We start from the raw sequence: 24,919 nt of genomic DNA, 5'->3' as shown, positions 1-24,919 counted from the left end.
CTAATTTTTTATTTCTGGGTCAGGGCCACTTTCACGGGGCTTCCTGATTTCAAAGACATTACTCCGGTGGTTAACACGGTGTCACCGGCATTCAGGCCAGAGGTCACCAGCAGGTCTTTCTCAGTACGGGTGCTGGTCTCAATCATCACTTCCTTGGCTTTGCCGTTCTGGGAGATAAACACTTTTTTACCGTTCTGCACCGGAACCACGGCTTGCGTTGGAATCAGGAGCGCATCTGGTATAACCGTGAGGGGCAACTGAATGTTCGCAAAGGAACCTGGGAGCAACTTTCCGCTGGCGTTATCAGCACGGGCGCGTAACTGCAGGGTGCGGGTAGCGGCTTCAATGCTGGGCTCAATGGCGTACACCCTGGCCGTGTATTTCTCCGGTGAACCGGCCACCGTGAAGGTCAGTTCTGTGTTCTGCTTTACCTGACCGGCATATTTTTCCGGCACCGCAAAGGTGATTTTAATGGGATTAACACTTACCAGGTTGGTCACCACTGTCTCAGGAGACAGGAAACTTCCCGTAGAAACGGCTCTTAAACCCACTTTGCCGGAGAACGGCGCTGTGATAGAGGTTTTGGCCAATTGCGCGCGCACCAATTGGATCTGAGCCTGGGCGGTTTTCAGTTCGGCGCGGGCCACGTCATATTCCTCACGGCTGATGGCTTCTTTCTCCAGCAAAAGGCGGGCGCGTCTTTCGTTCTCGGCGGCCAGGGTCTGGCGGGTCTGGGCTTGGGCCAGTTGGGCGCGCAGCTCAGAGTCATCTATCTTCACCAGCACCTGACCTTTGCTTACGTTGCTACCTTCCTGGAAGTAGATGCCACGCACCAGGCCAGACACCTGGCCTCTTACCTCAATCTGCTCGTTGGCTTCAATGGAACCGGTCACGGAAAGCGAGTTGGCGAACTCCTGCGGTGTGGCCACCATGCCACTCACCCGCATGGCCGGGGCGCCTCCGCCTCCAGGGCCACCTGGTCCGCCCGGGCCTCTGCCGCCTCCGCCACCCGGGCCGCCGGCGCCAGCCTCGGCTTTGTTGCTTGAAATGCGGTAATACACTAAAGCCCCGAAACCAAGGATAAGCAGTGCATAGACAATGTGTTTTATTTTCATAGAATTGGTGGTACTAAACTCTCTCGTTTGTGATGAAACAGGTGGTTACTATGGTTTTGTTTTAAATAAAGGAACCGGTTTCTGCCACAGGTATGATAACGATAACCAATGCCTGTAGCTTGTGTGTTCCTCAGGGCGAAAGCAAGTGCCTCTGGTCAGGCAGACATGGCGCTACTATGCTTAAGTAATTATGCCGTAAATGGTTATCGGTTATGGTACGAAAACGGCGATTGGTGGAATTTGAGCTTACCGGGCGGTAAATTGCCAGCGTGCTGGACTTTCAAGGGGCAGAGGGGTGAATAGGTCATTCTGGGTTCAGGTTTGGGGGATGGTATCAATGGCAATTAGCCGCCGGGCCAGAGGCAAAGTCTCCTGGCCTACCGGGCGGCAGGTAAATTTATCGCGTTTTTTGGCTATTTTTAGAAATTAGACCTAAAAACAAGGGGAAGGTTTAAAAGAGTGGCAGAAAAAAGTAGACGATTAGGTTTTCGGCCCGTTTCTTTCTAACCAGCCCCAAAATGAATGCTTTATGCCTAAAACAGATGCCTCAGAGAAGAGGACCAACTTTTTTCAGGATGTCTATGAAGTGGTGAAACTGATTCCGCCGGGGCGGGTGACGTCTTACGGGGCCATTGCGTCTTACCTGGGCGCCAAGGGCTCGGCCCGTATGGTGGGTTGGGCGCTCATCGCCTCGCATGCGCAGCACGGGATTCCGGCGTACCGGGTGGTCAACCGCAACGGCATGCTCACGGGCAAACAGCATTTTGAGTCTTTTGACGCCATGCAGGCGCACCTGGAAAGCGAGGGAATCAAGATCAAAGACGACCAGGTGCAGGATTTTGACAAGCTTTTCTGGGACCCGGCCAAAGAGTTGCTGTAATACCATGGGCCAAACCGCAGACCCCAACCATATCTCCAAAAAGAAGCAGTACTATCCGGTCACGGAGCAACTGGCCCGGTATCTGCGCGAGTATGACCGGGCGGCCCCGCTGCCCATCACCTACCAGGACCTGCTCCACTTCACAGATGCCTACCCGCTTTATGACCGCTGGGGCCACGATACGCTCTGGCAAACGGTAGTATATGACCAGGGGCAGATGCACGAAATTTACGAAGGGCTCACGCGCATCTACGTGCAGCTGAAATCTGGCGGAAACGAGAGCCTCATGGAGCAACTCTCCGTGCAGCGGGTGGATTACTGCACCTTCGGGAACTCCAATCCCTTCCGCATCCGGATCGTGAACCTGCTCAATGACAACTATGACTATTTCTATTTCAAGAAAGCCGATGCCTCGCGCATTTACGGTCTGGAGCTGGAACACGTGTTGTCGCCTAACCGCATCAATTACTTGGTGCACGGCGGCTCGCTCATAGAAGAGCACATTGCGGGCATCCCCGGCGATGAGTTCATCAAACATTACCTGGGCCGCCCCAACCTGAACAAGGTGCGCCTGGCCAAAGAGTTTGTGAAGTTCAACGAGCGCTGCTTTGCCCTGCTCTTAGGCGATATGCGGTCCTATAACTATGTGGTGGCCGTCACCCCAGATTTTGAGGAGGAGCAGTACCGCGTGCGGCCCATTGATTTTGACCAGCAGACCTACGAGGGCCGCAAGACCATGTACCTGCCCCAGTACTTCAAAGACAACAACCCCATTGTGGCGCTCTGCATGAAGTGGCTCCAGCCCGAGACCATGAAGCAGTACCAGAACGAGGAACGCACCCTGCTTTTCCGGCGTATCAGGGCGGCCCGCTACCGCCTAAAAGACCTCATTGACTGCATGCGGCAAGACACCATCTCCACCCCCGAGAAAGTTCGGCAGCTGAGGGAAGAACTGGCCCGCCACCATGGGCTGGATGAGTTCCTGCTTTGCCGCTCCATGGGCGATATTGTGCGTCTGCAGTTGAAACTGATGGTGCGACACTTATAATTTCGCTTTCTTTTCTAAAAATCAGCCCCAGAACGCTTCTTTCCGTATTGGGGCGAGATGATTGCTCTTATGCCTACCCAACTAGTGTCCAAAGTGCAGCCCCTGCTGCGGATTTTCAGTGATGCCCTGGCGCATTTCCGGCAGAATGATCCCCTGCGGCTGGCCTCCTCAGTGGCTTTCTTTACCTTGTTCGCACTGCCGCCCACCCTTATTCTGGTCATTTCGCTGCTGGGCGTTCTCTTCAACGATGCCCTCATTACCGGAGAGCTTTTTGAGAAACTGCGTGGCGTGGTAGGCGAGGACGTGGCCGGGCAGGTAGAGCTTATCCTAACCAACTTTCTGGATCTGCAGGGGAACGGCTGGGCCGCCGCGCTCAGCTTCCTTTTCCTGACCTTCGTGTCTACCACCTTGTTCACCGTGGTGCAGAACTCTATCAATCAACTCTGGAACATCAAAGTGCGGGGGCACCAGCATCTGAGGAGGGCTTTGCGCAACCGGTTCAGGGCACTGCTCATTATTCTCTCCAGTGGAATTCTGTTCCTGGCTGTGTTGGTGATAGACGCCTCGGTGGCTTTTGTCAATGACAATTATGTGCTGGTAGACGAGCAGATCCAGTTACAGCTTATCCAGGTGCTCAACCGTATTCTGGGGCTGTTGGTGGAGACCGCCTGGTTTGCCATCATTTTCCGGTTTCTGCCGTTCGCGCACATGCCTACCAGGGCAGTTTGGGTAGGGGCCGCGGTTACGGCGCTCCTGTTCCTGCTAGGCAAGATGGTACTGGCCCGGTTCCTGGTCAACAGCGGATTGGGCTCTATCTACGCCACTTCCGGCTCCATTGTGGTGCTGCTGCTGTTTATTTTCTACTCAGCCATGATCTTCTTCTATGGCGCCTGTTTTACGCTGGTCTACGCCCGTTACCGGCATCTGCCCCTACATCCCAAGTCCTTTGCTACCTTCTATGAGTGGCGCGAGACAGACCATTCTCCTTTAGAGTAACCTGTTTTAGGGCTGATTTTCTGAAAACGATCCAAAAAGTTTTCTTGACTTTTTACCGGAATATCAAAGGCTATTTTTCGCTTTTGGGGTTTGGCATCAGGCAAAGTTTTACGAGCGTTTGTTTGATTTGCTTGCTTTAAGCGTTCAGGGGTTTTAAATTGCTTATCAGTTAAGAAGCATCTAAGCCAACTGATTGTAAGTCAAACCTATTTATGAAGAAAAGTAATTTATTCTGGCTGGCCTCTGCCTTGAGCGGGGTAGTGGCAGTGGGCTGTTCCAAGCCTGCCGTGCAGCAGACAACCACCGCTGCTCCTGCTGCGGTAAGTCAGGCCGAGGAACCGACGGTGAAAGGCGTGGGCCTGAATATGGCCAACCTTGACCGCAGCGTGTCGCCGTGCGAGGACTTCAACCGTTTCGCCAACGGCGGATGGATGAAAAACAACCCCATACCTGCCTCTGAGAGCGGCTGGGGCAGCTTCAACGAGCTGGCCGACCAAAACAACGCCACCCTGCGGGCCGTGGTAGATGCTGCGGTAAAACAAACGGGTGCCACCAAAGGCACTTCCACCCAACTGGTAGGAGATTTCTACGCCGCCGGCATGGATTCCGCCACCATTGAGCGTGCGGGACTTACGCCCTTGAAACCGGAGCTGGACAGGATCAACGCCATCAAAGACCGCAACAGCCTGCTGAGCACCATGGCGCGCATGAGAGTGCTGGGTCGTGGTGGGGTGTTCGGGTTCTACGTGGGCCAGGACGATAAAATCAGCACGCAGTACATTGTGAACATCAACCAGAGCGGCCTTGGGCTGCCGGACCGCGATTACTACACCAAAACCGATGCCCGTTCCCAGAGCATCAAAGCTGAGTACCTGAAGCACGTAGGCAACATGTTCCAGCTTCTGGGCGACAATGAGGCTACTGCCCGCAAGAATGCCGGCAAAGTGGTGGAACTGGAAACCCGTCTGGCTAACGCCTCCATGACCCGCGTTCAGCAGCGCGATCCGCACGCCACCTACAACAAAATGTCGGTAGCCGATCTGCAGAAGCTGGCGCCTAACTTCAATTGGCCTACCATGTTCAAGAACATGAACGTCACCGGCGTGAAAGAAGTCATTGTAGGCCAACCTGCTTTCCTGAAAGAAGCCAACGCCATGCTGGCCCAGGTACCGGTGTCTGACTGGATAACTTACCTGCGCTGGCACCTGGCCCGCACCTCGGCGGCTTACCTGCCTAAGGCCTTCGTGCAGGAAAGCTTCAACTTCAACGGCAAATTCCTGAGCGGCGCCAAAGAAATGCAGCCGCGCTGGAAGCGGGTACTGCGCATGACTGATGCTACCATCGGCGAAGCTCTGGGTCAGGAGTACGTAGACAAAGCCTTCTCGCCGCAGGCAAAAGCCAAGGCGCTGGAGATGGTGAGCAACCTGCAGACCGCTTTCCGGGAGCACGTGAAGAACCTAGACTGGATGAGCGAAACCACCAAGCAGCAAGCCTTAGGTAAACTCAATGCCTTCGCGGTGAAGATCGGGTATCCAGAGAAATGGGAATCTTACACCGGCCTTACCGTGAGCCGCAACTCTTACCTGCAAAACGTATTGCAGGCTTCTGAGTGGGGCTTCAGGGACAACGTGAGCAAACTGGGCAAACCCGTGGACCGCACCGAATGGGGTATGACACCGCCAACCGTGAACGCCTACTACAACCCAAGCATGAACGAGATTGTGTTCCCCGCCGGGATTCTGCAGCCTCCGTTCTTCGACCCTAACGCCGATGATGCCGTGAATTACGGCGGAATGGGGGCCGTGATCGGTCACGAACTGACCCACGGTTTCGATGACCAGGGCAGCCAGTACGACCCGGAAGGAAACCTGCGTGACTGGTGGACCGCTGAGGACAAAGCCAAGTTCAAGGAGCGCACCGACCTGGTGGACCGCCAATACAGCGCCATGCAACCTCTGGACAGCGTGTTCGTGAACGGCAAACTGACCATGGGCGAGAACATCGCTGATATTGGGGGCTTGAACATCGCCTTTACTGCCCTGCAGAAAGCCATCTCCGGCAAAAACGTAGGCAAGATAGACGGTTTCACACCCGAGCAGCGCTTCTTCCTGGCCTGGGCCCAAATCTGGCGCAACAACTCCACACCAGCCGCCCTGCGCCAACAGGTACTAACTGATCCGCACTCTCCGGCCCAATTCCGGATCAACGGTCCGTTGTCTAACATGCCACAGTTCTACAAAGCCTTCAACTGCGGCCCCGGCAACAAAATGTACCGCCCAGACGCCGAACGCGTGAACATCTGGTAATCCCATTTTATGGCCATTTTGGCCAAAATAAAGCAAAAACGCACCTCAGCCATGAGGTGTGTTTTTGCTTTATACATTACAGTTCACCCCATTTCAAAGGTCGAAAGAAGGCATTGTTGCGCCAGATCAAGGCTGTTTACCTGCGGCAGGCCGGGGCGAAGGCCTACAGTGAGGCCGAGACACGGTCGGCCGCAAGTAGGGACAGTTCAAGCAGTAATTGCCAACCTCTACGATGCAACAGAGGACGCTAGCAGGGTGGTACCTTTACTGAAGCCTCACTGTCCGAGCGTCAGCGAGTTGGAGGCTTCTTGATTCTTTTGGTTACTTTTCTCATCAAGGAGAAAAGTGACAAACCTCCAAACGGAGGAACAAGCGCTGGAAGCAGAGTAAGAAGGACGTGGGAGGTAGCTGCGGTAAGTGGATTGAAGGGTAATTGAGGACGTTGGTGAGAACACCAACAGCGGGGATATATTTCAAACAGGAACCTCTTCCAATTCGCCAATCAGGAGATTGGCTGTCCTGGAAGTGCGGAGAGCGCTGCGGCTAACTCTCCGCACAACGCAGGGATATGAGGCCAGCGCCTCACTGCAGTTGAAAACTGCAGACCATGGTTGGTCCAAGTCACAGACTTGAACCAGAGAGAAAAGGAGAACCTTCCCCACGCATTATTCCAGATACTAACGAAAAACGCACCTCCAGAAAAGGTGCGTTTTTCGTTAGAACTAAACAAAAAAACTATCTGATCACTTTCACTTTCATCCCCACATCCTTCAAAGGCCATTTGGTCTGGTCCACCGGCACAGCCGCAATACTGTCCACTACTTCCATACCTTCCAGTACCTCGCCAATCACGGTAAAGGTTTGGTCCAGGTTTGGGGCGCCGCCCACGGTCCTGTAGGCTTGTTTCTGGGCCAGGGTAAGGTTCAGTTTGAATTCCTTGATGTTGGCCTGTAACTCGTAGTCAGAAAGTTCGTGGCCCTGGACGATGTAGAAGTCTTTATTGGAAGACATCCGCTCGGGGTTCTCCTCATCGCCGTAACGCGCCATACCCACCGCCCCGCGCTTGTGGAAGTAATGTGGCTTAATCTCGGGCGGGATTCTGTAGGTTCCGATCTTCATGGTCTGGAAATCTGACCGGCCGCCCTGGATCATGAAATCTTTCTCAACCCTGAAGAACACGGTTTTGTCAAAGAAGCCGTAATTAGCCAGTCGCACAAAGTTGGCCCGGTGCAGAGGCGTGTCTTTGTAGAGCCTGATCTTGATATCGCCTTTGGGCGTGCTGATGAGCACCAGCGTGTCATTGGGGTGAGCCTGTCCGTAGGCGGTGAGGGTATCCACCACGGTCTCCTGCGTAAGGATGGCGGGAGCGGGTGGGGGAGTAGGTGCCTTGGCAGTTGTGGGTTGGTCCTGCTTCTGGCCGCAAGCTCCCAGAAAGACCAGGCCCGAATAGATCATTATTTTAATGGACCGTGCGTAGGTCAGGCGAAATGAGGTCATTTTTTAAAATCTGCTGCTTTTCTGGTGTGGGTAAAACTAGAAATTAGAAGTCATTTACTCAAGGAAATCGGCGGTATCGGTATCTGGGTGCCATTTCCAGTCTGGAGTTTTGGGTGGAAAGCTTGAGGTTTAATATAGTAAAATTCTATATTAAAAGGCAGTTATACGGGTGAAAAAATTGAAAGATTCAAGGATTTAGCTTGTAATTAGATTTTGTTGTGCTTAAATTAGTTCTTATCAGATCGTGATAAATCCTAATCCCAAACCACAAACAATCCTCCCTTCTATGTTTAACAAGTACACTTCTCGCCCCCCATTCAAGTTTTTGGTTGGAGCCGCCGCAATTGCCTCCACCCTTATGTTCCAGAGCTGCGAGCAGGCCGAAGAGGCTGTGCAGCCAGAGGAAATTGTAGGAGTTTCTGACAGTGGCTCCGTCATTGCCGGTAAATACATTGTGGTACTCAAAGGCAACAGCGGCCTGAGACTGGCGGAAAGCGCCTCTTACCCAGAACGGCAGCGCCAGGTGAAAAGCTTCGGGCAGCAGATCCTGCGTGAACGCGGCCTCAACCCAGAAGCCATTGAGCATACCTACGGAAAAGCCCTGCAGGGATTCAGTGTTTCTCTTTCTGAGGCAGAAGTAAACAAACTGCGCCGCGACCCACGGGTTGATTACATTGAGCAGGATAAGATCATCAGCTTAGGTAAGCCTGGTGGAGGAGGTACTGCACCAACTTCCCAGACTACGCCATGGGGTATTACCCGCGTTGGTTCTGCGAGTGGCGTGGGTAAAACTGCCTGGGTTATCGATACTGGCATTGATTTAACCCACCCGGACTTGACCGTTGATGTATCGCGTAGCAGAACCTTCATTACAACCGGCAGAGATGCCAATGATGCGGATGACGGAAATGGGCATGGATCGCACGTAGCTGGGACCATTGCCGCAAAGAACAATACAATTGGCGTAATTGGTGTCGCGTATGGTGCTACGGTTGTAGCAGTTAAGGTGCTTAACTCACAAGGAAGCGGATCAACTTCTGGCGTTATTGCCGGGGTGGATTATGTAGGTTCAGTAGGTAGCCAGGGTGATGTCGCTAACATGAGTTTGGGTGGCGGTGTTTCTACTGCTTTGGACAATGCTGTGCTTAATGCATCCAATGCAAAAGGAGTTATTTTCTGCCTGGCAGCAGGGAACGAGAGTGATAACGCCAATAACCATTCTCCGGCTCGCGTGAACGGAACCAACATTCTCACTATTTCTGCCATGAATAGCTCAGGTGCCTGGGCGTCTTTCTCCAACTACGGCAACCCTCCGGTTGATTACTGCGCCCCTGGGGTAAGCATTCAATCAACCTGGAAAGACGGTGGTTACAACACTATCAGTGGTACTTCAATGGCCACACCGCACGCCGCTGGGGTAGCGTTGTTGAGAGGGAGAAATGTTGGGACTAGCGGAACCGTGACCGGAGATCCAGACGGGAAAGCTGATCCAATCATCCATTTATAGTAACATAGTATTCTACAGAAAGGCCGCCTCTGCTTACAGGGGCGGCCTTTCTGTAGATAAACTCTTTTTAGGAAAACAGGCTGTAAATGGAAGCTACAAAGCGCTGGTATTAAGCTGTAGTCTCCTCGCCAACGGCGATAGGACGGTTGTTGCGGCACCATTCGCTCCAGGAACCCACATACAGTTTGGCTCTTGTGATGCCGGCGCTTTCCAGGGCCAACAGCGTATGGCAGGCAGTTACCCCGGAGCCGCAATGCACAATGATGTTTTCTTGCGCTACGTCTTTGATCACGGCTTTATACTTTTCCTGCAGCTCCGTGGGGGAAAGGAAACCACCGTCCGGACCTAAGTTGCCGGTTAAGGGAACGTTCACGGCTCCCGGGATATGGCCGGCCACTGGGTCAATGGGTTCGCTCTCGCCCAGGTAGCGGTAGGCATCCCGCACATCAATGACCAGGTGGTTTTTGTCACCGGCAACCTGAGCTACTTCCTCTATATCAGCGGTAGGGCGTTGCCAGGCCGTGACCGGATAAGCCAAAGTGCTGGCGGGCGCCGGAACCTCATGGCTGGTGGGGAAACTAGCTTGCAGAGCAGCCTGCAGACCTCCGTCCAGTACCTGCACCTGCTCATGGCCTACGGCTTTGAGCATCCACCAGAAGCGGGAAGCGGCATTGGCTCCGTTTTTGTCATCGTAAATCACCACCCTTGAGGTGGGTCTAATGCCCAAAGAACCCAGGTAATCGGCAAACAGATCTATGGCCGGAAGAGGATGCCGTCCTCCCTGGGCCGCATCCTCTGGAACCGCTGCCAAATCTTTCTCCAGGTCTACATGCCGGGCCCCGGCTAGGTGCTCTTTTCGGTATTGCGAGAATGCATCGGGGCCTTGCCGCGCGTCAATGAGCAAGAGGTCTTTATCTTGGGCTAAGGCAAGCAGGTCCTTGGGGTCCAGAATGGGAGATAGCATAGCAGATGTTTAAGGGTGGAGGGCAAAGAAAAGAAATCTTCCGGCAGGCGGAAAAGAGTTGAGAAGCTAACCCTTCCGTTTAGAGGCTGTTTTCTGGAAAAAGGCCTCTATACGGAAGGGGGCAAACGCTTACTCAGCCTTGGGGTCTTCGCAGTTGATGTCTTTGAAAACCTGGCTGATGGCGTCCTCGGCGCTGCGCAGTTTTTGCTTGCACAGTTTAATGAGTTCAGAGGAACGCTGCACTTTCTGAGTCAGTTCATCCACATCCACATCATCGTTTTCAATGGCTTTTAAGATTGCCTCTAGTTCCTGGGTGGCTTGTTTATAGGTGATATTGCTCATAGCGGTTTAATTAAGAATGGGGAATTAAGAATTAGGAATTGGAAATCGGAAACGTTGGAAAATATGCTTCAGGTAATGATGAAAAGCATTCCTGATCATTGATTCTTAATTCTGAATTATAAATGGTTAATCAAAAAGGTCTGGTTCTTTGGTTTTGGTCACTTTACTGATAACTGAGCCGGCCAGCAACCTGGTTTGCAGCACATCGCCGGCGGTTACCTGGTCCAGGGAGCGGAGCAACTTGCCATTGACGTAGGTGAGCGTGTAGCCGCGCATCAGCATGATCTCGGGGTCATGCGACCTGACATCCATCTCCATAAGCTGGAGCTGGTGCCCTTTGATCTGCAGGTGGTCCTTGGCGCCATACAGGAGACGTTGCTGGTTTTTCTGGAACTGCATCTGGGCGTTTTGCAGCCGCTGTTTCGCGGATAATTGAATGCAATGCTCCACGTGGGTCACCTTCCGTTGGCCGGTCTCCAGTTTCTTAAGGGAATTTGTCTCCAGGTGCAGCAGGTATTGCTGTTGCCGGTTTTCCTTCGCCCTTAGCAACTGCTCCACGGTATGGGTAAGGCGCAGCTCCTCGCACATGACGTGGCGCTGTTCACTTGTAAGGAATTTCTGCGGTTTGTCAGATAGGGTGCGGGTCTGGCACTCCAGCTGGAACTGCCGGCGGTGCAGGTACTGGTTTGTACCTTGCTGCACCTGAGCGGCCAACTGGGAAACGCGGCGCTCGGCTATCACGGCCAACGCAGTAGCGGCATCCTTGATCTGCAGAAACACTTCCTCTACGCCTGCCTCAAACTCGTTGAGCCGGTCAATAAGGAAAGCCGCTACTGCAGTAGGTGTTTTCAAAGGCGTATGGGCCACCAGATCGGTAATGGATTCGTCGCGTTCGTGCCCAATGCCCGTGAGCACAGGCAGCGGCATCTGGGCTACCGCCGAGGCAAGCTCGTAATGGTCAAAACACAAGAGATCGGTCTGGGAACCACCACCCCTGATGATGACCACCGCATCAAATGCCTGCTGTTGCAGCGATACCCGTGACAAAGCCGCCTTGATAGATGACACCGCCTCAATACCCTGCATACTGGCCTCAAAAAGCGTGAGCTTGAAGGCGTAACCGAAGGGGTTGTTCGCCAGTTGGGCCACAAAGTCCTGGTAACCGGCAGCGGTAGGAGAGGAGATGATCGCAAGCCGTTGCGGCACCTGGGGCAGAACCTGCTTTTTGTTCAGGTCCAGCAATCCTTCGGTCTGCAGCCGGGCAATGGTTTCCTGGCGCTGGCGGGCAAGGTCGCCAACGGTATAGGTAGGGTCAATGTCATGGATATCCAGGCTGAAGCCGTAGAGTTCATGGAACCGCGGACTGGCGTTGAACAGAATTTTCAGCCCCGCTCTGAGGGGATGCCCGGTCTGGGACTCAAAGTACTGGGCAATCTCCTGATACTGCCGTTTCCAGATGGTACCACGGGCTTGGGCCGTAAGGGTGCTTTTGGAGCCGGGTTCTTTATCAGTGAGGGTAAGGTAGCAGTGGCCGCTCTGGTGGTGCACCCGGGCCTCGGAAATCTCCGCGATGATCCAGTACCTGTGCGGCAGGGCATTCTCTATTTCCTCGCGCAGGCGCCGGTTGAACTCATAGAGCGTGAATGGCCTATTGGTACTAACGGTAAACGAAATCTCTTCGCTACTACTCTGAAAAAATGTCCCCATGCCGTGCGCTCCTCTTGATTTCAGTAGGCTAAAATTACGGTTTTTCTGTGGGCCGCCAATCAAATTGCTAAAAATTTAAGCAATTTACCTCCGGCAGGTAGAGTCCAGAGAATTGCGGTCCAAGGAGTTAAGTCCTTCCTCTAAGTAAAGGATTTTTACTTGATTTTTATGGTGAACTTAAGCCGAAATGATTTTCCCTGAGTTAGGAGAATGAGTAGCCTAGGGTTTTCTTAATAAGGTAACGCAGTCAGAATCCGTAGTAGAGAAAGAGAAAACCTCTGAGTGGATTACCTGAAATCCGTGCTTTTCAGAAATGGAGCAAAACAGTTCCTTTGTCATGTAGTTCCTCCAGCCCGGATTGTCAGTGAATTTGCCGTTTGGATTCTTATCATAATTAGAGTGGTGGAATAAGGCAAAAGCCCCAGACTTTAGAACCCTGAAACTATCAGCTATGTAAGACTCTACTGCTTCCTTCTCAAAGTGTACCATGGCATCATATGAGAAGACTGTTGTGAGCGCATTGTCTTTGATGCAGTCGGTCGGTATTCCAAGGCCACTTTCATTATGGATGTATACTACGTTTTTATAGTTGCCAAATCTCTGCTCTGCCAATTGTAAGGCTGCTTTAGAAGAATCTAAAAGGTAAAGTTCTTCTATTTTATCCATCACCTGCGCCGAATGCCGGCCAGTGCCGCTGGCTATTTCAAGCGTGTTTTTTAAATCTAAGGTTTGAAACAACTTGAAAAAAACACTATCCTCAGCCCAAAAGACCTTAATCCAGTCTTCCTGGTCAGCACTGGCATAATAGTCAAAATCAGGACCTCCTTTCTCCCAGAATGAAATTATCCTTTTCGTAGCGTTCTTTTCAGTAGAGAAATTGATAGCTATGTACTTGTTTATCTTTTCAAGAAGGCCCATAAAAAACTATTTAGACCCGTAAATTAAGGATTTTCTCTGGCAGTAAGTAAAGGTTAGGAATCTTGTGCGCAGAAACAGGTCTTGATAAGGTGAAATTGTTGCAAAAGTACAAATCCTTGGGCGGGCTCTTCGCGTTGTAAGAATCATTCCTATCTTTGGTAGCGCCATTGAAGCGGGAGGCTTCAGCACATCACAACAACCGTATGTCAACACTAGTACTCAGCGAGATTTATATTTACCCTATCAAATCATTAAGTGGCATCTCCCTTACCTCTGCCCAGGTAGAGGAGCGGGGCCTGCAGTATGACCGTCGCTGGATGCTGATTGACGACAGCGGTATTTTCCTGACCCAGCGTAAATATGCCGAGATGGCGCTCCTGCAGGTAGCTCTTACCCCCGAGGGCCTGCAGGTGACCCATAAAACCCGCGATCTTACGCCCTTGCTGGTACCCTATGAGACTAATAGCACCCGCTCTACCCTGGTCACCGTATGGGATGATATCTGCTTTGCCTTCATTGTGAGCCCCGAGGCCAATGCCTGGTTTTCTGAGGCGCTGGGCATCAACTGCCGCCTCGTGTACATGCCAGAGAACTCAATCCGGCTCATTGACCCCAACTACGCCAAGCACAACGAGAAAGTGAGTTTCTCAGATGGCTACCCGTTTCTCATCATTGGGCAGGAATCGCTGAATGACCTGAACAGCCGATTGGAGGAGCAGGTGCCTATTAACCGGTTCCGGCCCAACTTTGTGTTCACCGGCGGGCAGCCTTACGTGGAGGAGAAGTGGAAGACCTTTAAAATAGGGGAGGTGCTGTTCTACGGAGCCAAGCCCTGCGGCCGCTGCAACGTGACCACCATCAACCAGGATACCGCCCAAGCAGGGGCAGAGCCGCTCAGAACGCTTTCTTCCTACCAGAAGAAAGGCAACAAAGTCATCTTCGGGATGAACCTGATAGGTTTGTCTACGGGCACGGTGAAGGTAGGCGACAAGATTACGGTAATGGAGGTGGGCCCAGCCGCCAGCGCGGAATAGGTTTTCGCGGGATCTTCCTACCTTTGCGCCACAGGCATAATTCCTGTTTAGGGGTAGTTTTGATGAAAACGCCTCTGAAACGATAACCTGGGCATTCACCTTAAAAATACGTTTCGCGCCATGACGCAACACAGCCGCTATCTGATCACCGCCACCGGAGGCGAAGAAATAGACCTTACCTACGCCAAGGAACTGCGCAGCAACAACCTGTTTCCTTTTGGCCTGCACAACTATGCCATTTACCAAACTCCCGAGGGCCAGTTTGTGAAAGCCACCAACTCAGACAACCCTAACCTGATGCTGGACCAGTACGAGGTGATTGAGGAAGCCGCCGCCCGCGGGTACTCGCATCCGCACCAGCGCGTGGAAGAAGAATAGAAAATGCATCGCCGCAGGTCTTCCTGCGTAAAATAACCCGGTACTGCCCAAGAGAGAACCTTCTAAGGCAGTACCGGGTTATTCTTTTTAAAGACCTGACTAAGATGCAATTCAATATATTTCCAATTCGCTTACACTTCCTTTTTTTTATTGCTTTTTGTGGATTATTGGTATTTACGGGCTGTAGTCCGCAGAACTCTCTGCGCGGAGTTTTTAAAAAACAGACCCCCTATGAGAAGTACCACGCCGGCCTGAAAGCCGCCAAGCTGGACGAGACCGGTTTGGGCAAACAGTGGGTAGCCGCTGGCGAGCGCGCCCTGCAGCAGGCAGTGCCCGTCACGCTTCCGTTTAAAGAGACCGGCTATTTCCCCGCCGATAAACCCTTGGCCGCCAGTTACCGCTTCACGGTAAAACAAGGCCAGAAAGTGGCCGTGAAGGTGCAGACTCAGGGCCGCGAGGTGCCCCAGGTGTTCATTGACCTGTTTGAAACCGATCCCGCTAATCCAACTCAACCCAAACAAGTAGCCAACGCCGATACCACTGCCCAAGACCTGGAATACGAGATTGAGGAAGAAGTGCCCCACCTGTTGCGGGTACAGCCTGAACTTTTGAGAAGCGGCCAGTACACCGTTACCATTGAGAGCGCCCCCGTACTCGCGTTTCCTGTGCAGGGCAAAGACAGCCGGGCAGTGCAGAGTTTCTGGGGCCAGGACCGTGATGCCGGAGCCAGAAAGCACGAGGGAATTGACATTTTTGCGGCTCGCAATACGCCGGTGGTGGCCTCGGTGGAAGGAATGGTGACCCGGGTGAATACCACGCCCATCGGGGGGAAAGTAGTGTGGCTTTCTGACCTGAAAAGGCAACAAAGTTTGTATTACGCGCACCTGGACAGCCAATTGGTGCAGCCCGGTCAACGCGTTTCCATTGGCGATACCCTGGGCTTACTTGGTAACACCGGCAACGCCATTTCCACCGCCCCGCACCTGCACTTCGGGATTTACCGGTTTGGGGAGGGCGCGGTAGACCCCTATCCGTACGTGTTCAAGGACCGCACCAAACCAGCCTCCTTCCAGGCCGATGAGAAGAAACTGGGCAACTGGGTGCGCGTGGCCAAACCCAATACCTCTTTGCGCGAAGCCGCATCTTCCGGGGCAGCCCCGCTGGAAAAACTGGCGCAGTACACGCCTTTGCAGGTGCTGGCTGGTTCCGCCTCCTGGTACCGCGTCCTGCTCCCAGATGGCCGCCAGGGCTACGTAGCCTCTTCTTTGGTAGAGAACCTGGATAAACCCATCCAGGCCATCCGGCTGCGCCGCGAGGCACCTTTGCTGGAGGCTTCAGCGGCAGATGCCGCTACCCAGAAAAGCATTTCCGCTGATTCAACGGTGCGCGTATTGGCCAAGCAGGATGCGTTCTGGCTCGTGAAAGACGCCGAGGGTACCACCGGATGGATTCCCGCCGATGTGGCCCGCTAACCTGTCAATTGCGGCTCTTTTGAACATTCGGCCTCCAGTGAACGTATTTTATAGAGACAAACAACACTTCTGACTACATAATCATTTACCATACCATGCAACCTTAAAACAGGATTATGGCCGAACTATGGGCAGTCACCAGCGCACACTCTTTTATATCCATCAAATATGAAGAGGAGCAGGATTGGTTTTACGTGAAGTGGAGCGGTCACATCAACTCAGATGATGTGGTGACGGTAGCCAAAACGTACCTGAATCTGCAGAAAGAAATGCACTGCCCTAGACTGTTGAATGACAAAAGCGACGTAACCGGCGAATGGGAAGAGGCCAACGATTGGCTGGAGTTTGAATGGAAACCAGACCTGGCGGAAACCGGCCTTAAATACATGGCCATGGTCCTGTCGCGCGACATGCATGACCAGGCGGCCGCCCGGGATTTACAGCGGCGGTTGTCCTCCAATATTATTGTCTCTTTGTTTCATGACCTGGCCACTGCTAAAGCGTGGTTAGCCAACCCGGAGGCACCAGATTAGCAGTGATCTTTTCCGGTCTGGTCCAAGGGTCTACTGCTTTATCTCCCTGGCAAGGTCCTTTGCGTCTTTGGTGGTCTCCAGCGTCAGGTATTCGGCTTGCAGGGCTTTGATCTTGAGTTTGTCCTGGCCTGGAATCTGGTCTTCTACCTGGTCTTTCTTCTGGTTAAGTCGGCTATAAATCTCGTCTACGTAGTCCCAGTCTGCGGCGGTCCAGGTGGCGCGGCGGGCCCGTACGTTCTGCAGGAACTGGGTATACACATCCCGCATCTGGGTAGCCGTGAACTGGGCATCCAACGCGTTAGCTGACCCGAAGAGTTCTTCTTCAAAGCGCTGCAGGGTTTCCTGGTTCAGGGGCATCGCGCTCCTTTGCTGGTTGCGGGCTTCCCAGTTCTCATATTTCCTTCTCAGTTCTTTGTACTCGGCTTTGGATTTGGCCGAGAGGCTATCCAGTTTGGTGTCCAGGCGCGCGGTCTTTTCCCTGAATTCCTCCCTGATGCGGGCACCTCTTCTGGTGGTGTCCCTGTCATTTCTGCCGGTGCTATCGGTTTTATCTTTCATCCAGTCCCGTAACTCGGCTAAGTCTTGTTCTGCCCGGGTCCGGGGCTGGTTATTGGGGTTGTCATTGGAGGGGGAAGTGCGTTCACAGGCGCTGCCGCCCAGCAAGACCAGCGTGAGGGCACCTGCCGCCAGGAATTTTGGATAGTTCGGGTTCATATCGCTTTTTTCCTATGTATACGAAGGTTTTCGGTTTGGGATGGTTCCCTGGTTTTGGTCCGTACACCTTGTGGTGATACCATCCTTTTTTTCATGAACCAGAAATCCAGGCAATCGGCAGTGGGGAAAGAGCTTCCTGGATAGAATAAAAGAACCGGGCCTGTTTAGGAGCTGTTTCCTGGAAAACAGCCCCTAAACAGGCCCAGTTGAGTATTGAAGGAGATCGGATTAAAACAAACCGAACAGTTCGATGTTGATGCGGTCAATGATCACGCCCAGGTCCTCGGGGTTCTGCACGAAGTCCATCTGGTTTACGTCAATGACCAGCAGTTTGCCGTGCTTGTAACCTGCAATCCACTGGTCATAGTGCTCGTTCAGGTTTTTGAGGTACGCCAGGGAAATATTGTCTTCGTAGTCACGTCCGCGTTTCTGTATCTGGCCAATCAGTTTAGGCAGGTCGGCTTTGAGGTACACCAGCAGGTCCGGGGCTTTCACCATTTTGGTCATAGACTCAAAAAGGTTAAAGTAGTTCTGGTAATCGCGGTCGCTCATCATGCCGGAGTGGTGCAGGTTCTTGGCAAAGATGTACGCGTCTTCGTAAATGGTGCGGTCCTGGATGACGCCGTTGGTACGCTCGTTGATCTGCAGGACCTGGTTAAAGCGGCTGTTTAGGAAGAAGACCTGCAAGTGGAATGCCCAGCGCGGCATGTCTTCATAGAAATCTTTGAGGTAAGGGTTGTTGTCTACGGCTTCCAGGAAAACATCCCACTTAAAATGTTGGGCCAGCTTGGTAGCCAGGGTGGTTTTTCCGGCCCCAATGTTGCCTACTATTGCAATATGCATGTGCTCTTTCTACTGTTGTTAAACGCGGACCGCAAAAGTACGGGTTTAACCTCAGATTTCAGGCAGGGCTTTCTGTATGAGGTTAAAAAAGAAGGTGCCAGGTCTGGCTTAGGCCAGAGACTCGCCCATCCACTGGACCACGTTCATCAAGGAAAGTTTGATTTTGGTGAGCAGCAGGTCTTTCTCCTGCAGGGTGCCTTTCTTCCAGGATTTGAGTTCCTGCTTCAGTTGTTTGTTCTCCTCTTTGGTACGCGGCGTGGACAACAGCTCACTGAGTTCTGGTTTACCGCCGTCTACCCAGCAGGTGTACCAGAAAGAAGCCGTCTTTTCTGCCGAGGCTCTCATGCGGTCCTGCACCATGGTGCCTAAGGCTTGGTTGTAGGCGGTGGCGAAAGCGTCTGTGTAGTTTTTGCGGGTGCGGCCGTTGCGCTCAGAAATGGTGTATTTGGTGGCCTCGGTGAAGTTCTGGCTCACCTGCTTTTCAACGGCCAGTAGCTGTGGCACCAACTGGTGCGAGGCTTTGATTACTTTCCAGATTTCTTCCTCGGGGTTTTTGAGGTACTGTGCTTTCTCGTGTCTGAGGTTGTAATGGGCAAGGTTCTGCTCGGGCAGCTTAGATTCCCAGAGGCTGTGCAGGCCGGTCTGGCCGGTTAACTGCCCGTCATGGTTCAGGCTGGTGTGCAGCGGCACGTGGGCATCCTGGATGTAGTGGGCCAGGTCTGCGGAGTAAAACAGGATGCTGTCTTTGTCTCTCCGGTAAAAAGCCTGGGTCAGCCGATCTTTGATTTTGAGTACCTGCCACGGCACCACGCCGTATTTCTGCAGCGTGTCTGGGCTGTATTTGGCGGCGGCGGCAGTATAGGAATGCGGCACCTGTTCCAGCGGATTCTCCCCAAAAGCCTCCAGGTCTATAAAGTGGCGGGGTGCCTCATGAGGATCTGAGTTGCGGCGCTCATCGGGCCGTATTGATGTCTCCACCAGGTGTGCCATGTTGCGGTGGAAGAACGGTTGCATGCTTTTGGGCAGCCCGTAAATGGCCAGTTGCTGAATCACCTTGTGCCCGAAGAAACCCCAAGAATATCCAGAAACTGAGGTGTTCAGAATAATTCCTATTATTAATATGAATTTTACAATACGGCTGTAAAACATAGGTTTTAAATATTACAATATTTATAAAAATAAGCCTATATGCTTTAACTCATTGCCGGGGGACAAGAATCAGCTGACATCAGTTAGATTCAGTTCCATAATGTAGTCATTAAGCGTGAACTGGGCAAAAGGAATGTCTATTATTTTTATGATCTTGAAACCAATCTTGAAATAGAAGTGCTGGGCCGGGTTTTGTCGGTGCACGTTTAATTCCAATTTAAGGCCACCCTGGGCTTTTGTTCTTTGTATGATTTCCTGTAGAAGCATTCTGCCAAACCCCATCCCCTGGAAGTCTGGGTGGATATACAGTTTGTTTAGTTTATACCGCTGCTGCGCGGCATCCAGGAGGGAAAAGGCCGAGAAAGCCGCCGGCTTGCCTTCATGCGTGAGCAGCAGAAAGGTTTGCCCATTCTCCATTTGACTCTGCAAAGACTCCAGGGAGTAGATTTCCGTCAGCATGAAGTCAATCTGCTCGGCAGAAAGAATCTCTCGGTAAGTAGGATACCAGGTAGCGTAAGCCAAGTCCCTGATAATGCTAGCGTCTGAGGTGGTCTGGATAGAAACGGGTTCTGTAGCAGAAGGGGAGACTGTCATAAAAAGTAAGCGAGTAAGCAGGGCCGGCGCCTGAGGGAAAATATTCTAATAAAATTAGCTATTTGGTTATCAGAGTTTTAATGTGTTACCATCAGTTAATTTCCAGACAAAGGTAAGAGACCGAACCCCTAAAAGCACGAGAAAAATTTTTCAATTCCGCCCAGGAAATGGTTGGCTTGTCGGTATTACTTTACTGTTGCCGGGTAAGTCTCTGAAAAATAAATCGTTGGATCATGTAGGCGAAAATGATCCAATTTGGCAAAATCAGGCTGAAAACACCCCGGCCGCAAATCAGGTCTTTACCCATGGGCACATCTTCTTTAAAGGACCACCGCTGTTATATCTATTCATTAGATAGGCTTGCTTTTGAAACTGGCTGTTTCCCGTGAAATGGACTTAAAACGAAAAAGCTCCTTCTCTGGCTAAACCAGAGCAGGAGCTTTTCTTATTATGATGGTAAATTAAATCAGAGATTATCTGAACCGGTAGCCCAATGATAACTGGAACACGTTGTTTGTGTGGTTGATGCCATTGTCGCTGTCATCACGCACATCAGAAAGACCCAGGTTGTAGCGGGCCGAGATCTGCCAGGCGTCTACGTCATACCCCAAGCCTAAGGCAATGGCGCCATCGTAGCGGTTCCGGGAATCGGTGATGTCTAGGGTGGTTCTGCCTTCCTTGCGATTGGCGGCCAGCAAAATGCCAAACTGGGGACCTACCTGCAAGTGGAATCCGCCGGAGATAGTGCCTTTGAAGATCAGCGGGATATTCAGGTAATGGTAGGTGTAATCATATTGATTTGCCTTTACGCCCTGCTGCGAGTAAACCACTTCTGGCTGCAGCGCAAACCGGCTGGAGATAGGGGTGGAAGCAAAACCCCCGAAGTGAACGCCAATTTTGGGATCAATGTCCACGTTGGGAATCCGGATGGTAGACACGTTTAGACCTCCCTTCAACCCCAGGCTGGTCTGGGCCTGGGCTCCCAAAGCGAAAAACAGCACCAAGGCTGCAACGGACAAGAACTTCTTCATACTATTGTTAACGGAAAATGATTGAGGTAAGAAAGATACGGCAAAGGTCTGGGAAGGATGTAACGCCCCTAAGATATCCAAGGTTATTTCCAGAACTTTCCTGCCTCGTTCCTAAATCCGGCTGATCCTGGGGCCGCACCTCTTTTTTCTATTAGTGTAATCTTGCCGCATCTAAACCCAGCTGACAGGGAAGGGATCTCCATCCTTTTATAAAAAAAAGGAGTGATACAAAGTTCTTTAAAGGTTCGTATTCAATGATTTAGCCCATGTTTTCTGGGTGATTATTGAACATGTTTCAACCGACTTTGCCTTTTTGGGCTATTCTTGATAAGACGAGATCAAATTGCTATGAACTTCGGTTTACCACAACAGTAAATATGCAGCAGGAGTGTAACCTTCTGATTAGGCGTTCGTTAAAGAAGGTATAAATGTTGGTTAAATAGAGTGTAACGAAACAGATGTCGTAAAAACTAGGCCGAATAGCTGACGTTAAAACTTAAATAAAATTAACCGTTAGGTTAAGCTTTTTGAGGGATACGTGAGTAGTACGTTTAGGAACACAAAGGCGAAAGCCACATCAGGAGTAAATACATTAAGTTATTTAACCAATATAAGGAAAGCCTCTCCGTTTTGGGGAGGCTTTTCGCTTTTAAGGCAAATCCGATTTTAGCCTCTTTTCCCCAAACTGACTCCAAAACAAAGCCCCGCTGGCTTGTTCATAAAACAAAGCAGCGGGGCTATAATTTGTTAGTCTGAGAACTATCCCTCCGCTTCAATTTTTCGGAAGCGCTTGCCAAACAGGTAGAACACCGGAATGCCTACGCCTACCAGAATCAGGCCCGGCCACGAGTAATTAGGCTTGTAGATGAGCAGGATCACGCAGATAAACGATGCCATGAGAATGTACAACGCAGGCAGCACCGGGTAGCCAAGGGCTTTGTACGGCCGGGGTGCATCTGGCATGGTGCGGCGCAGAATGAAAATGCCCGCAATGGTCAATATATAGAACAGCAACACCGCAAAGATCACGTAGTCCAACAGGTCTGAATAACGGCCCGAGAGGCAAAGCAGACTGGCCCACACGCACTGGATAGCCAGGGCCGCACCCGGTACGCCGTTCTTGTTCAGTTTGGCCATATTAGGGAAAAATAGTCCGTCTTTGGCCATGGCGTAGTACACACGAGGCGCCGAAAGGATTACCCCGTTGTTGCAACCAAACGTGGAGATCATGATCAAAATAGCGATGGCAATGGTAGCCGGCGCGCCGCCAATCACCTCGGCCACGGCCGTACCCACGCGATCATTGCTGGCGAACTGAAGGCCGCGGCTCAGTGCATCAGTAGCGGCGGGATCTCCCTGCAGAGGCAGAATGGTGAGGTACACCACGTTTATAAGGATGTACAGGATTGTCACAATGCCGGTTCCAATGGCCATACTCAGCACGATGGTTCTTTTGGGGTTCACGATCTCATCGCCGGAAAACCCGATGTTGTTCCAGGAGTCTGAGGAGAAAAGCGACCCGATCATGGCCGTACTGATGCCCACCAGCAGAGCCCAACCTGACAAAGTAGTGCGGGTAATAGCCCCGGTTTCCTTGTCCAGCACCACTGATTGCGCATCCCAGAGATTAGAGAAGTTCAGGTCCATCACCTCCGGACTGGTGCCCAGCAGTAACCCAAACCCCAGCAGCGCAAACAAAGCAATCAGTTTGGTGCTCCCGAAGATGTTCTGAATCAATTTACCGTTACGCACGCCTTGCTGGTTGATCAGCGTCAAAAGGATAATAGAGGTAATGGCCAGCAACTGCACCGAGGTAAACTTGAGAATTCCCAGATCCAGCAACACATTGGTCTCGGAGAACCATGGTACCAGCACGCCGGTGAAGCGGGCAAAAGCCACGGCCACGGCCGCAATGGTCCCGCTCTGGATCACCAGGAAAAGTGTCCAACCGTAGAGAAAGGCCACCAGAGGACCGTAAGACTCCCGCAGGTACACGTACTGCCCGCCGGCACGGGGCATGAGGCTGGTGAGTTCGCCGTAACTCAGGGCACCGGCCAGGGTCATGAGGCCGGTAAGGGCCCACACCAACAGCAGGTAACCCGCGCTCCCCACCGATCGGCCAATGTCGGCACTCACAATAAAGATACCGGACCCAATCATGGAACCGGCTACCAGCATTACGGCATCAAATAATTTGATCTCGCGCTTAAATCCCGTTGCGGTTTGAGACATAGTTTCTGTGGAGGTTACCGTAGAGGTGTCAGACATAGCATTATGGACGATAGGAGAGGAAGAAACAGTAGAGGGGGAAGAGAGGGAGAAAAAGCGGAGACAAAATCTCCGCCTCTTTGATTATAGCCCTAACTCAGAACTCAAGACTCAGGACTCTTTTTTTAAACCTTGCGCGGCGGCAGGTCAAAGGCTACGGCGTTGTGTTCAAAATGCCCTTTGTGCGAGCCATCGCAGAACGGTTTGTTTTTAGAGAGACCGCAGCGGCAGATTGACACGGCTTCGCGGCCCTGTAAGTTGTACTCGTTGCCCATCGGGTCTACTATGATAAACTCGCCTTCAATTTTGAGCGAGCCGTTGTTGTTCACGGTAACTTTGGTTTTCATGCTGTTTTTAAGAAAAAGGGGTAAAAAGGTAAAGGGATTCTGAGACGAAGAACCTGGCCATCATCTGCCCATCGGCAGCAAAGCAAGTTCGCCTCGATCCAAAGATAGTATTTTTGCCCAAAGCTTTGCATCAATGGGCGGGTTTGTGCTGTAAAACATCTTCTTGCCTTTGGTCCCCAGATCAGGGGAAGGAGGCCGCTGTTACAAGCCCGCATTTGCATCTGGCCTTATTTTTTCGGTGTTTTAACCCCGGCGGGCAACGGTGCGTACGTATAAACACTGTTGCTCTCTTTAGTAACCATTGTAAAAACGCTTAGAATACTATGAAAAAAAGCTTCTTGAGCCCTGTATTGCCAGCTTTCCTGGCCCTGGGTCTATTAGGTTCCTGTGTGTCTTCCAAAAAGTACGAAGCGGCCCTGGCCGAGAACCGTTCGCTGGTGGTGTTGCAGGATGAACTCACCCGCCAGAAAGCTGAGCTGGAAAACGAACGCGCCCGTTTGCAGCAGGACAAAGAGCGCCTGAACCAGGAGAAAGCAGATCTGGCCTCTGAGAAAGCCTCCACAGAAGCTTCGCTGCGCACAAACCTGAACAATAAAAACCAGCAGGTAGACAAACTCTCCGCCGATCTGCAGGCCCGCGAAGCCCGCCTGGCCGAGATGCAGCGCATCCTGGACGAGAAAGACCGCGCCGTGAACAACTTGCGGCAAGTAGTGAGCAAAGCGCTGCTGGGTTTCAAAGCCTCTGACCTCACCGTAGATGTGCGCAACGGCAAAGTGTATGTGTCTTTGTCTAACCAGTTGCTGTTCAAGTCTGGGTCTACCAAAGTAGATGCCCAGGGGCAGGAAGCCCTCAAAAAACTGGCCGGCGCCCTGCAAAACCAGCAAGACGTGAACGTGGTAGTAGAAGGCCACACCGATGACGTGCCAGTGGCCAAAGGCACCGCCGGCATGCAGGACAACTGGGACCTGAGCGTATTGCGCGCCACCGAGATCACCCGTATCCTCACCGAGGCTGGCGTGGCGCCGCAGCGGGTAACCCCATCAGGACGTTCTAAATACGTGCCTGTTGACCCGGCTACCACCGCCGATGCCCGCCAGAAGAACCGCCGCACCGAGATCATCCTCACGCCTAAACTAGACGAGCTTTTCCAGATTCTGGAGAAAAACTAAGCCTGAAAATATGGCATGTTTACCGCAAGTCCCTGCCCGGAGAGCATCCGGCAGGGACTTCTTTTTTGGCCTGATTTCTTAAATATAGGCTTAAAAGGATATATCAG

The 24,919-nt window shown here is 52.1% G+C and carries 23 protein-coding genes; 10 read left to right on the top strand and 13 right to left on the bottom strand.

Translation table 11 applies throughout. From position 1 onward, the window contains the following. Nucleotides 1-8 precede the first annotated feature (8 nt). Nucleotides 9-1,115, bottom strand: coding sequence for an efflux RND transporter periplasmic adaptor subunit (locus tag J3P34_RS05995; protein ID WP_210487068.1), 1,107 nt, complete (start codon nt 1,113-1,115; stop codon nt 9-11). Between the two features lie 529 nt (nt 1,116-1,644). On the opposite strand from J3P34_RS05995, the gene J3P34_RS05990 reads away from it, so the two are divergent. The 4 genes from J3P34_RS05990 to J3P34_RS05975 all read left to right on the top strand — a co-directional run bounded on the left by J3P34_RS05990 (nt 1,645) and on the right by J3P34_RS05975 (nt 6,345). After that, on the top strand, nt 1,645-1,995 hold the full coding sequence (locus tag J3P34_RS05990; protein ID WP_210487066.1) for an MGMT family protein: 351 nt from the start codon (nt 1,645-1,647) through the stop codon (nt 1,993-1,995). Between the two features lie 4 nt (nt 1,996-1,999). Further along, a complete protein-coding gene (locus J3P34_RS05985; RefSeq protein WP_210487064.1) occupies nt 2,000-3,043 on the top strand; it encodes a hypothetical protein in 1,044 nt (347 codons plus the stop codon). A gap of 69 nt (nt 3,044-3,112) precedes the next feature. Beyond that, entirely contained in the window at nt 3,113-4,039 is a 927-nt protein-coding gene (locus tag J3P34_RS05980; protein ID WP_210487062.1) for a YihY/virulence factor BrkB family protein, read from the top strand. A 212-nt stretch (nt 4,040-4,251) separates the two neighbouring features. Further along, nucleotides 4,252-6,345 (top strand): M13 family metallopeptidase, encoded by a 2,094-nt coding sequence (locus J3P34_RS05975; protein WP_210487060.1) that lies wholly within the window; start codon nt 4,252-4,254, stop codon nt 6,343-6,345. A 735-nt stretch (nt 6,346-7,080) separates the two neighbouring features. On the opposite strand, the gene J3P34_RS05970 is transcribed toward J3P34_RS05975, so the two are convergent. Further along, nucleotides 7,081-7,842, bottom strand: a complete 762-nt coding sequence (locus J3P34_RS05970) for a peptidylprolyl isomerase (protein ID WP_210487058.1) — start codon at nt 7,840-7,842, stop codon at nt 7,081-7,083. Between the two features lie 286 nt (nt 7,843-8,128). On the opposite strand from J3P34_RS05970, the gene J3P34_RS05965 reads away from it, so the two are divergent. Then, nucleotides 8,129-9,349, top strand: a complete 1,221-nt coding sequence (locus J3P34_RS05965; RefSeq protein WP_210487056.1) for a S8 family peptidase — start codon at nt 8,129-8,131, stop codon at nt 9,347-9,349. A 109-nt stretch (nt 9,350-9,458) separates the two neighbouring features. Here J3P34_RS05965 and J3P34_RS05960 read toward each other — a convergent pair whose 3' ends face one another. The 4 genes from J3P34_RS05960 to J3P34_RS05945 all read right to left on the bottom strand — a co-directional run bounded on the left by J3P34_RS05960 (nt 9,459) and on the right by J3P34_RS05945 (nt 13,280). After that, a complete protein-coding gene (locus J3P34_RS05960; protein ID WP_210487054.1) occupies nt 9,459-10,313 on the bottom strand; it encodes a sulfurtransferase in 855 nt (284 codons plus the stop codon). A 129-nt stretch (nt 10,314-10,442) separates the two neighbouring features. Further along, on the bottom strand, nt 10,443-10,655 hold the full coding sequence (gene xseB / locus J3P34_RS05955; RefSeq protein ID WP_149088834.1) for an exodeoxyribonuclease VII small subunit: 213 nt from the start codon (nt 10,653-10,655) through the stop codon (nt 10,443-10,445). Nucleotides 10,656-10,781: 126 nt separating this feature from the next. After that, the gene (gene xseA, locus J3P34_RS05950) at nt 10,782-12,362 is read right to left on the bottom strand and encodes an exodeoxyribonuclease VII large subunit (RefSeq protein ID WP_210487052.1); all 1,581 of its coding nucleotides are present in this window, start codon (nt 12,360-12,362) and stop codon (nt 10,782-10,784) included. 219 nt (nt 12,363-12,581) lie between these two features. After that, entirely contained in the window at nt 12,582-13,280 is a 699-nt protein-coding gene (locus tag J3P34_RS05945) for a class I SAM-dependent methyltransferase (RefSeq protein ID WP_210487050.1), read from the bottom strand. 203 nt (nt 13,281-13,483) lie between these two features. Here J3P34_RS05945 and J3P34_RS05940 point away from each other — a divergent pair, with 203 nt between their 5' ends. The 4 genes from J3P34_RS05940 to J3P34_RS05925 all read left to right on the top strand — a co-directional run bounded on the left by J3P34_RS05940 (nt 13,484) and on the right by J3P34_RS05925 (nt 16,697). After that, the gene (locus tag J3P34_RS05940; protein WP_210487048.1) at nt 13,484-14,314 is read left to right on the top strand and encodes an MOSC domain-containing protein; all 831 of its coding nucleotides are present in this window, start codon (nt 13,484-13,486) and stop codon (nt 14,312-14,314) included. A gap of 120 nt (nt 14,315-14,434) precedes the next feature. Further along, a complete protein-coding gene (locus J3P34_RS05935; RefSeq protein WP_210463932.1) occupies nt 14,435-14,692 on the top strand; it encodes a hypothetical protein in 258 nt (85 codons plus the stop codon). A gap of 167 nt (nt 14,693-14,859) precedes the next feature. Then, nucleotides 14,860-16,164 carry a M23 family metallopeptidase gene (locus J3P34_RS05930; protein ID WP_246853576.1) on the top strand — a complete coding sequence of 435 codons (1,305 nt, stop codon included), beginning with the start codon at nt 14,860-14,862 and terminating at the stop codon, nt 16,162-16,164. A gap of 116 nt (nt 16,165-16,280) precedes the next feature. Next, on the top strand, nt 16,281-16,697 hold the full coding sequence (locus J3P34_RS05925; RefSeq protein WP_210487043.1) for a hypothetical protein: 417 nt from the start codon (nt 16,281-16,283) through the stop codon (nt 16,695-16,697). Nucleotides 16,698-16,727: 30 nt separating this feature from the next. Here J3P34_RS05925 and J3P34_RS05920 read toward each other — a convergent pair whose 3' ends face one another. From J3P34_RS05920 to J3P34_RS05890, 7 genes are all read right to left on the bottom strand, one after another. Then, entirely contained in the window at nt 16,728-17,411 is a 684-nt protein-coding gene (locus tag J3P34_RS05920; RefSeq protein ID WP_210487041.1) for a hypothetical protein, read from the bottom strand. A gap of 228 nt (nt 17,412-17,639) precedes the next feature. Continuing rightward, nucleotides 17,640-18,254 carry a deoxynucleoside kinase gene (locus J3P34_RS05915; RefSeq protein WP_210487039.1) on the bottom strand — a complete coding sequence of 205 codons (615 nt, stop codon included), beginning with the start codon at nt 18,252-18,254 and terminating at the stop codon, nt 17,640-17,642. A 108-nt stretch (nt 18,255-18,362) separates the two neighbouring features. Continuing rightward, the gene (locus J3P34_RS05910; RefSeq protein WP_210487037.1) at nt 18,363-19,403 is read right to left on the bottom strand and encodes a zinc dependent phospholipase C family protein; all 1,041 of its coding nucleotides are present in this window, start codon (nt 19,401-19,403) and stop codon (nt 18,363-18,365) included. A gap of 69 nt (nt 19,404-19,472) precedes the next feature. Beyond that, nucleotides 19,473-19,997, bottom strand: coding sequence for a GNAT family N-acetyltransferase (locus J3P34_RS05905; protein ID WP_210487035.1), 525 nt, complete (start codon nt 19,995-19,997; stop codon nt 19,473-19,475). Between the two features lie 473 nt (nt 19,998-20,470). Further along, nucleotides 20,471-21,028, bottom strand: coding sequence for a porin family protein (locus J3P34_RS05900; protein ID WP_210463938.1), 558 nt, complete (start codon nt 21,026-21,028; stop codon nt 20,471-20,473). Between the two features lie 759 nt (nt 21,029-21,787). After that, the gene (locus J3P34_RS05895) at nt 21,788-23,260 is read right to left on the bottom strand and encodes an APC family permease (RefSeq protein WP_210487033.1); all 1,473 of its coding nucleotides are present in this window, start codon (nt 23,258-23,260) and stop codon (nt 21,788-21,790) included. 161 nt (nt 23,261-23,421) lie between these two features. Beyond that, the gene (locus J3P34_RS05890; RefSeq protein ID WP_210463940.1) at nt 23,422-23,643 is read right to left on the bottom strand and encodes a CDGSH iron-sulfur domain-containing protein; all 222 of its coding nucleotides are present in this window, start codon (nt 23,641-23,643) and stop codon (nt 23,422-23,424) included. A gap of 323 nt (nt 23,644-23,966) precedes the next feature. Here J3P34_RS05890 and J3P34_RS05885 point away from each other — a divergent pair, with 323 nt between their 5' ends. After that, nucleotides 23,967-24,812, top strand: a complete 846-nt coding sequence (locus J3P34_RS05885) for an OmpA/MotB family protein (protein WP_210463941.1) — start codon at nt 23,967-23,969, stop codon at nt 24,810-24,812. Nucleotides 24,813-24,919 lie beyond the last annotated feature (107 nt).

Source organism: Rufibacter aurantiacus, assembly GCF_017916345.1.
In the GTDB taxonomy this organism is placed as follows: Bacteria; Bacteroidota; Bacteroidia; order Cytophagales; family Hymenobacteraceae; genus Nibribacter; species Nibribacter roseolus.
The sequence above is the reverse complement of the archived record's forward strand: the minus strand, read 5'-3'. Positions and strand labels throughout refer to the sequence as shown.

Coding starts and splice junctions, on each gene's coding strand:
- J3P34_RS05960 (WP_210487054.1), bottom strand. CDS start 10,313: ATGCTATCTCCCATTCTGGACCCCAAGGACCTGCTTGCCTTAGCCCAA.
- J3P34_RS05920 (WP_210487041.1), bottom strand. CDS start 17,411: ATGAACCCGAACTATCCAAAATTCCTGGCGGCAGGTGCCCTCACGCTG.
- J3P34_RS05945 (WP_210487050.1), bottom strand. CDS start 13,280: ATGGGCCTTCTTGAAAAGATAAACAAGTACATAGCTATCAATTTCTCT.
- J3P34_RS05910 (WP_210487037.1), bottom strand. CDS start 19,403: ATGTTTTACAGCCGTATTGTAAAATTCATATTAATAATAGGAATTATT.
- J3P34_RS05985 (WP_210487064.1), top strand. CDS start 2,000: ATGGGCCAAACCGCAGACCCCAACCATATCTCCAAAAAGAAGCAGTAC.
- J3P34_RS05980 (WP_210487062.1), top strand. CDS start 3,113: ATGCCTACCCAACTAGTGTCCAAAGTGCAGCCCCTGCTGCGGATTTTC.
- J3P34_RS05995 (WP_210487068.1), bottom strand. CDS start 1,115: ATGAAAATAAAACACATTGTCTATGCACTGCTTATCCTTGGTTTCGGG.
- J3P34_RS05990 (WP_210487066.1), top strand. CDS start 1,645: ATGCCTAAAACAGATGCCTCAGAGAAGAGGACCAACTTTTTTCAGGAT.
- J3P34_RS05925 (WP_210487043.1), top strand. CDS start 16,281: ATGGCCGAACTATGGGCAGTCACCAGCGCACACTCTTTTATATCCATC.
- J3P34_RS05935 (WP_210463932.1), top strand. CDS start 14,435: ATGACGCAACACAGCCGCTATCTGATCACCGCCACCGGAGGCGAAGAA.
- xseB (WP_149088834.1), bottom strand. CDS start 10,655: ATGAGCAATATCACCTATAAACAAGCCACCCAGGAACTAGAGGCAATC.
- J3P34_RS05975 (WP_210487060.1), top strand. CDS start 4,252: ATGAAGAAAAGTAATTTATTCTGGCTGGCCTCTGCCTTGAGCGGGGTA.
- J3P34_RS05895 (WP_210487033.1), bottom strand. CDS start 23,260: ATGTCTCAAACCGCAACGGGATTTAAGCGCGAGATCAAATTATTTGAT.
- xseA (WP_210487052.1), bottom strand. CDS start 12,362: ATGGGGACATTTTTTCAGAGTAGTAGCGAAGAGATTTCGTTTACCGTT.
- J3P34_RS05890 (WP_210463940.1), bottom strand. CDS start 23,643: ATGAAAACCAAAGTTACCGTGAACAACAACGGCTCGCTCAAAATTGAA.
- J3P34_RS05965 (WP_210487056.1), top strand. CDS start 8,129: ATGTTTAACAAGTACACTTCTCGCCCCCCATTCAAGTTTTTGGTTGGA.
- J3P34_RS05905 (WP_210487035.1), bottom strand. CDS start 19,997: ATGACAGTCTCCCCTTCTGCTACAGAACCCGTTTCTATCCAGACCACC.
- J3P34_RS05900 (WP_210463938.1), bottom strand. CDS start 21,028: ATGAAGAAGTTCTTGTCCGTTGCAGCCTTGGTGCTGTTTTTCGCTTTG.
- J3P34_RS05915 (WP_210487039.1), bottom strand. CDS start 18,254: ATGCATATTGCAATAGTAGGCAACATTGGGGCCGGAAAAACCACCCTG.
- J3P34_RS05885 (WP_210463941.1), top strand. CDS start 23,967: ATGAAAAAAAGCTTCTTGAGCCCTGTATTGCCAGCTTTCCTGGCCCTG.
- J3P34_RS05940 (WP_210487048.1), top strand. CDS start 13,484: ATGTCAACACTAGTACTCAGCGAGATTTATATTTACCCTATCAAATCA.
- J3P34_RS05970 (WP_210487058.1), bottom strand. CDS start 7,842: ATGACCTCATTTCGCCTGACCTACGCACGGTCCATTAAAATAATGATC.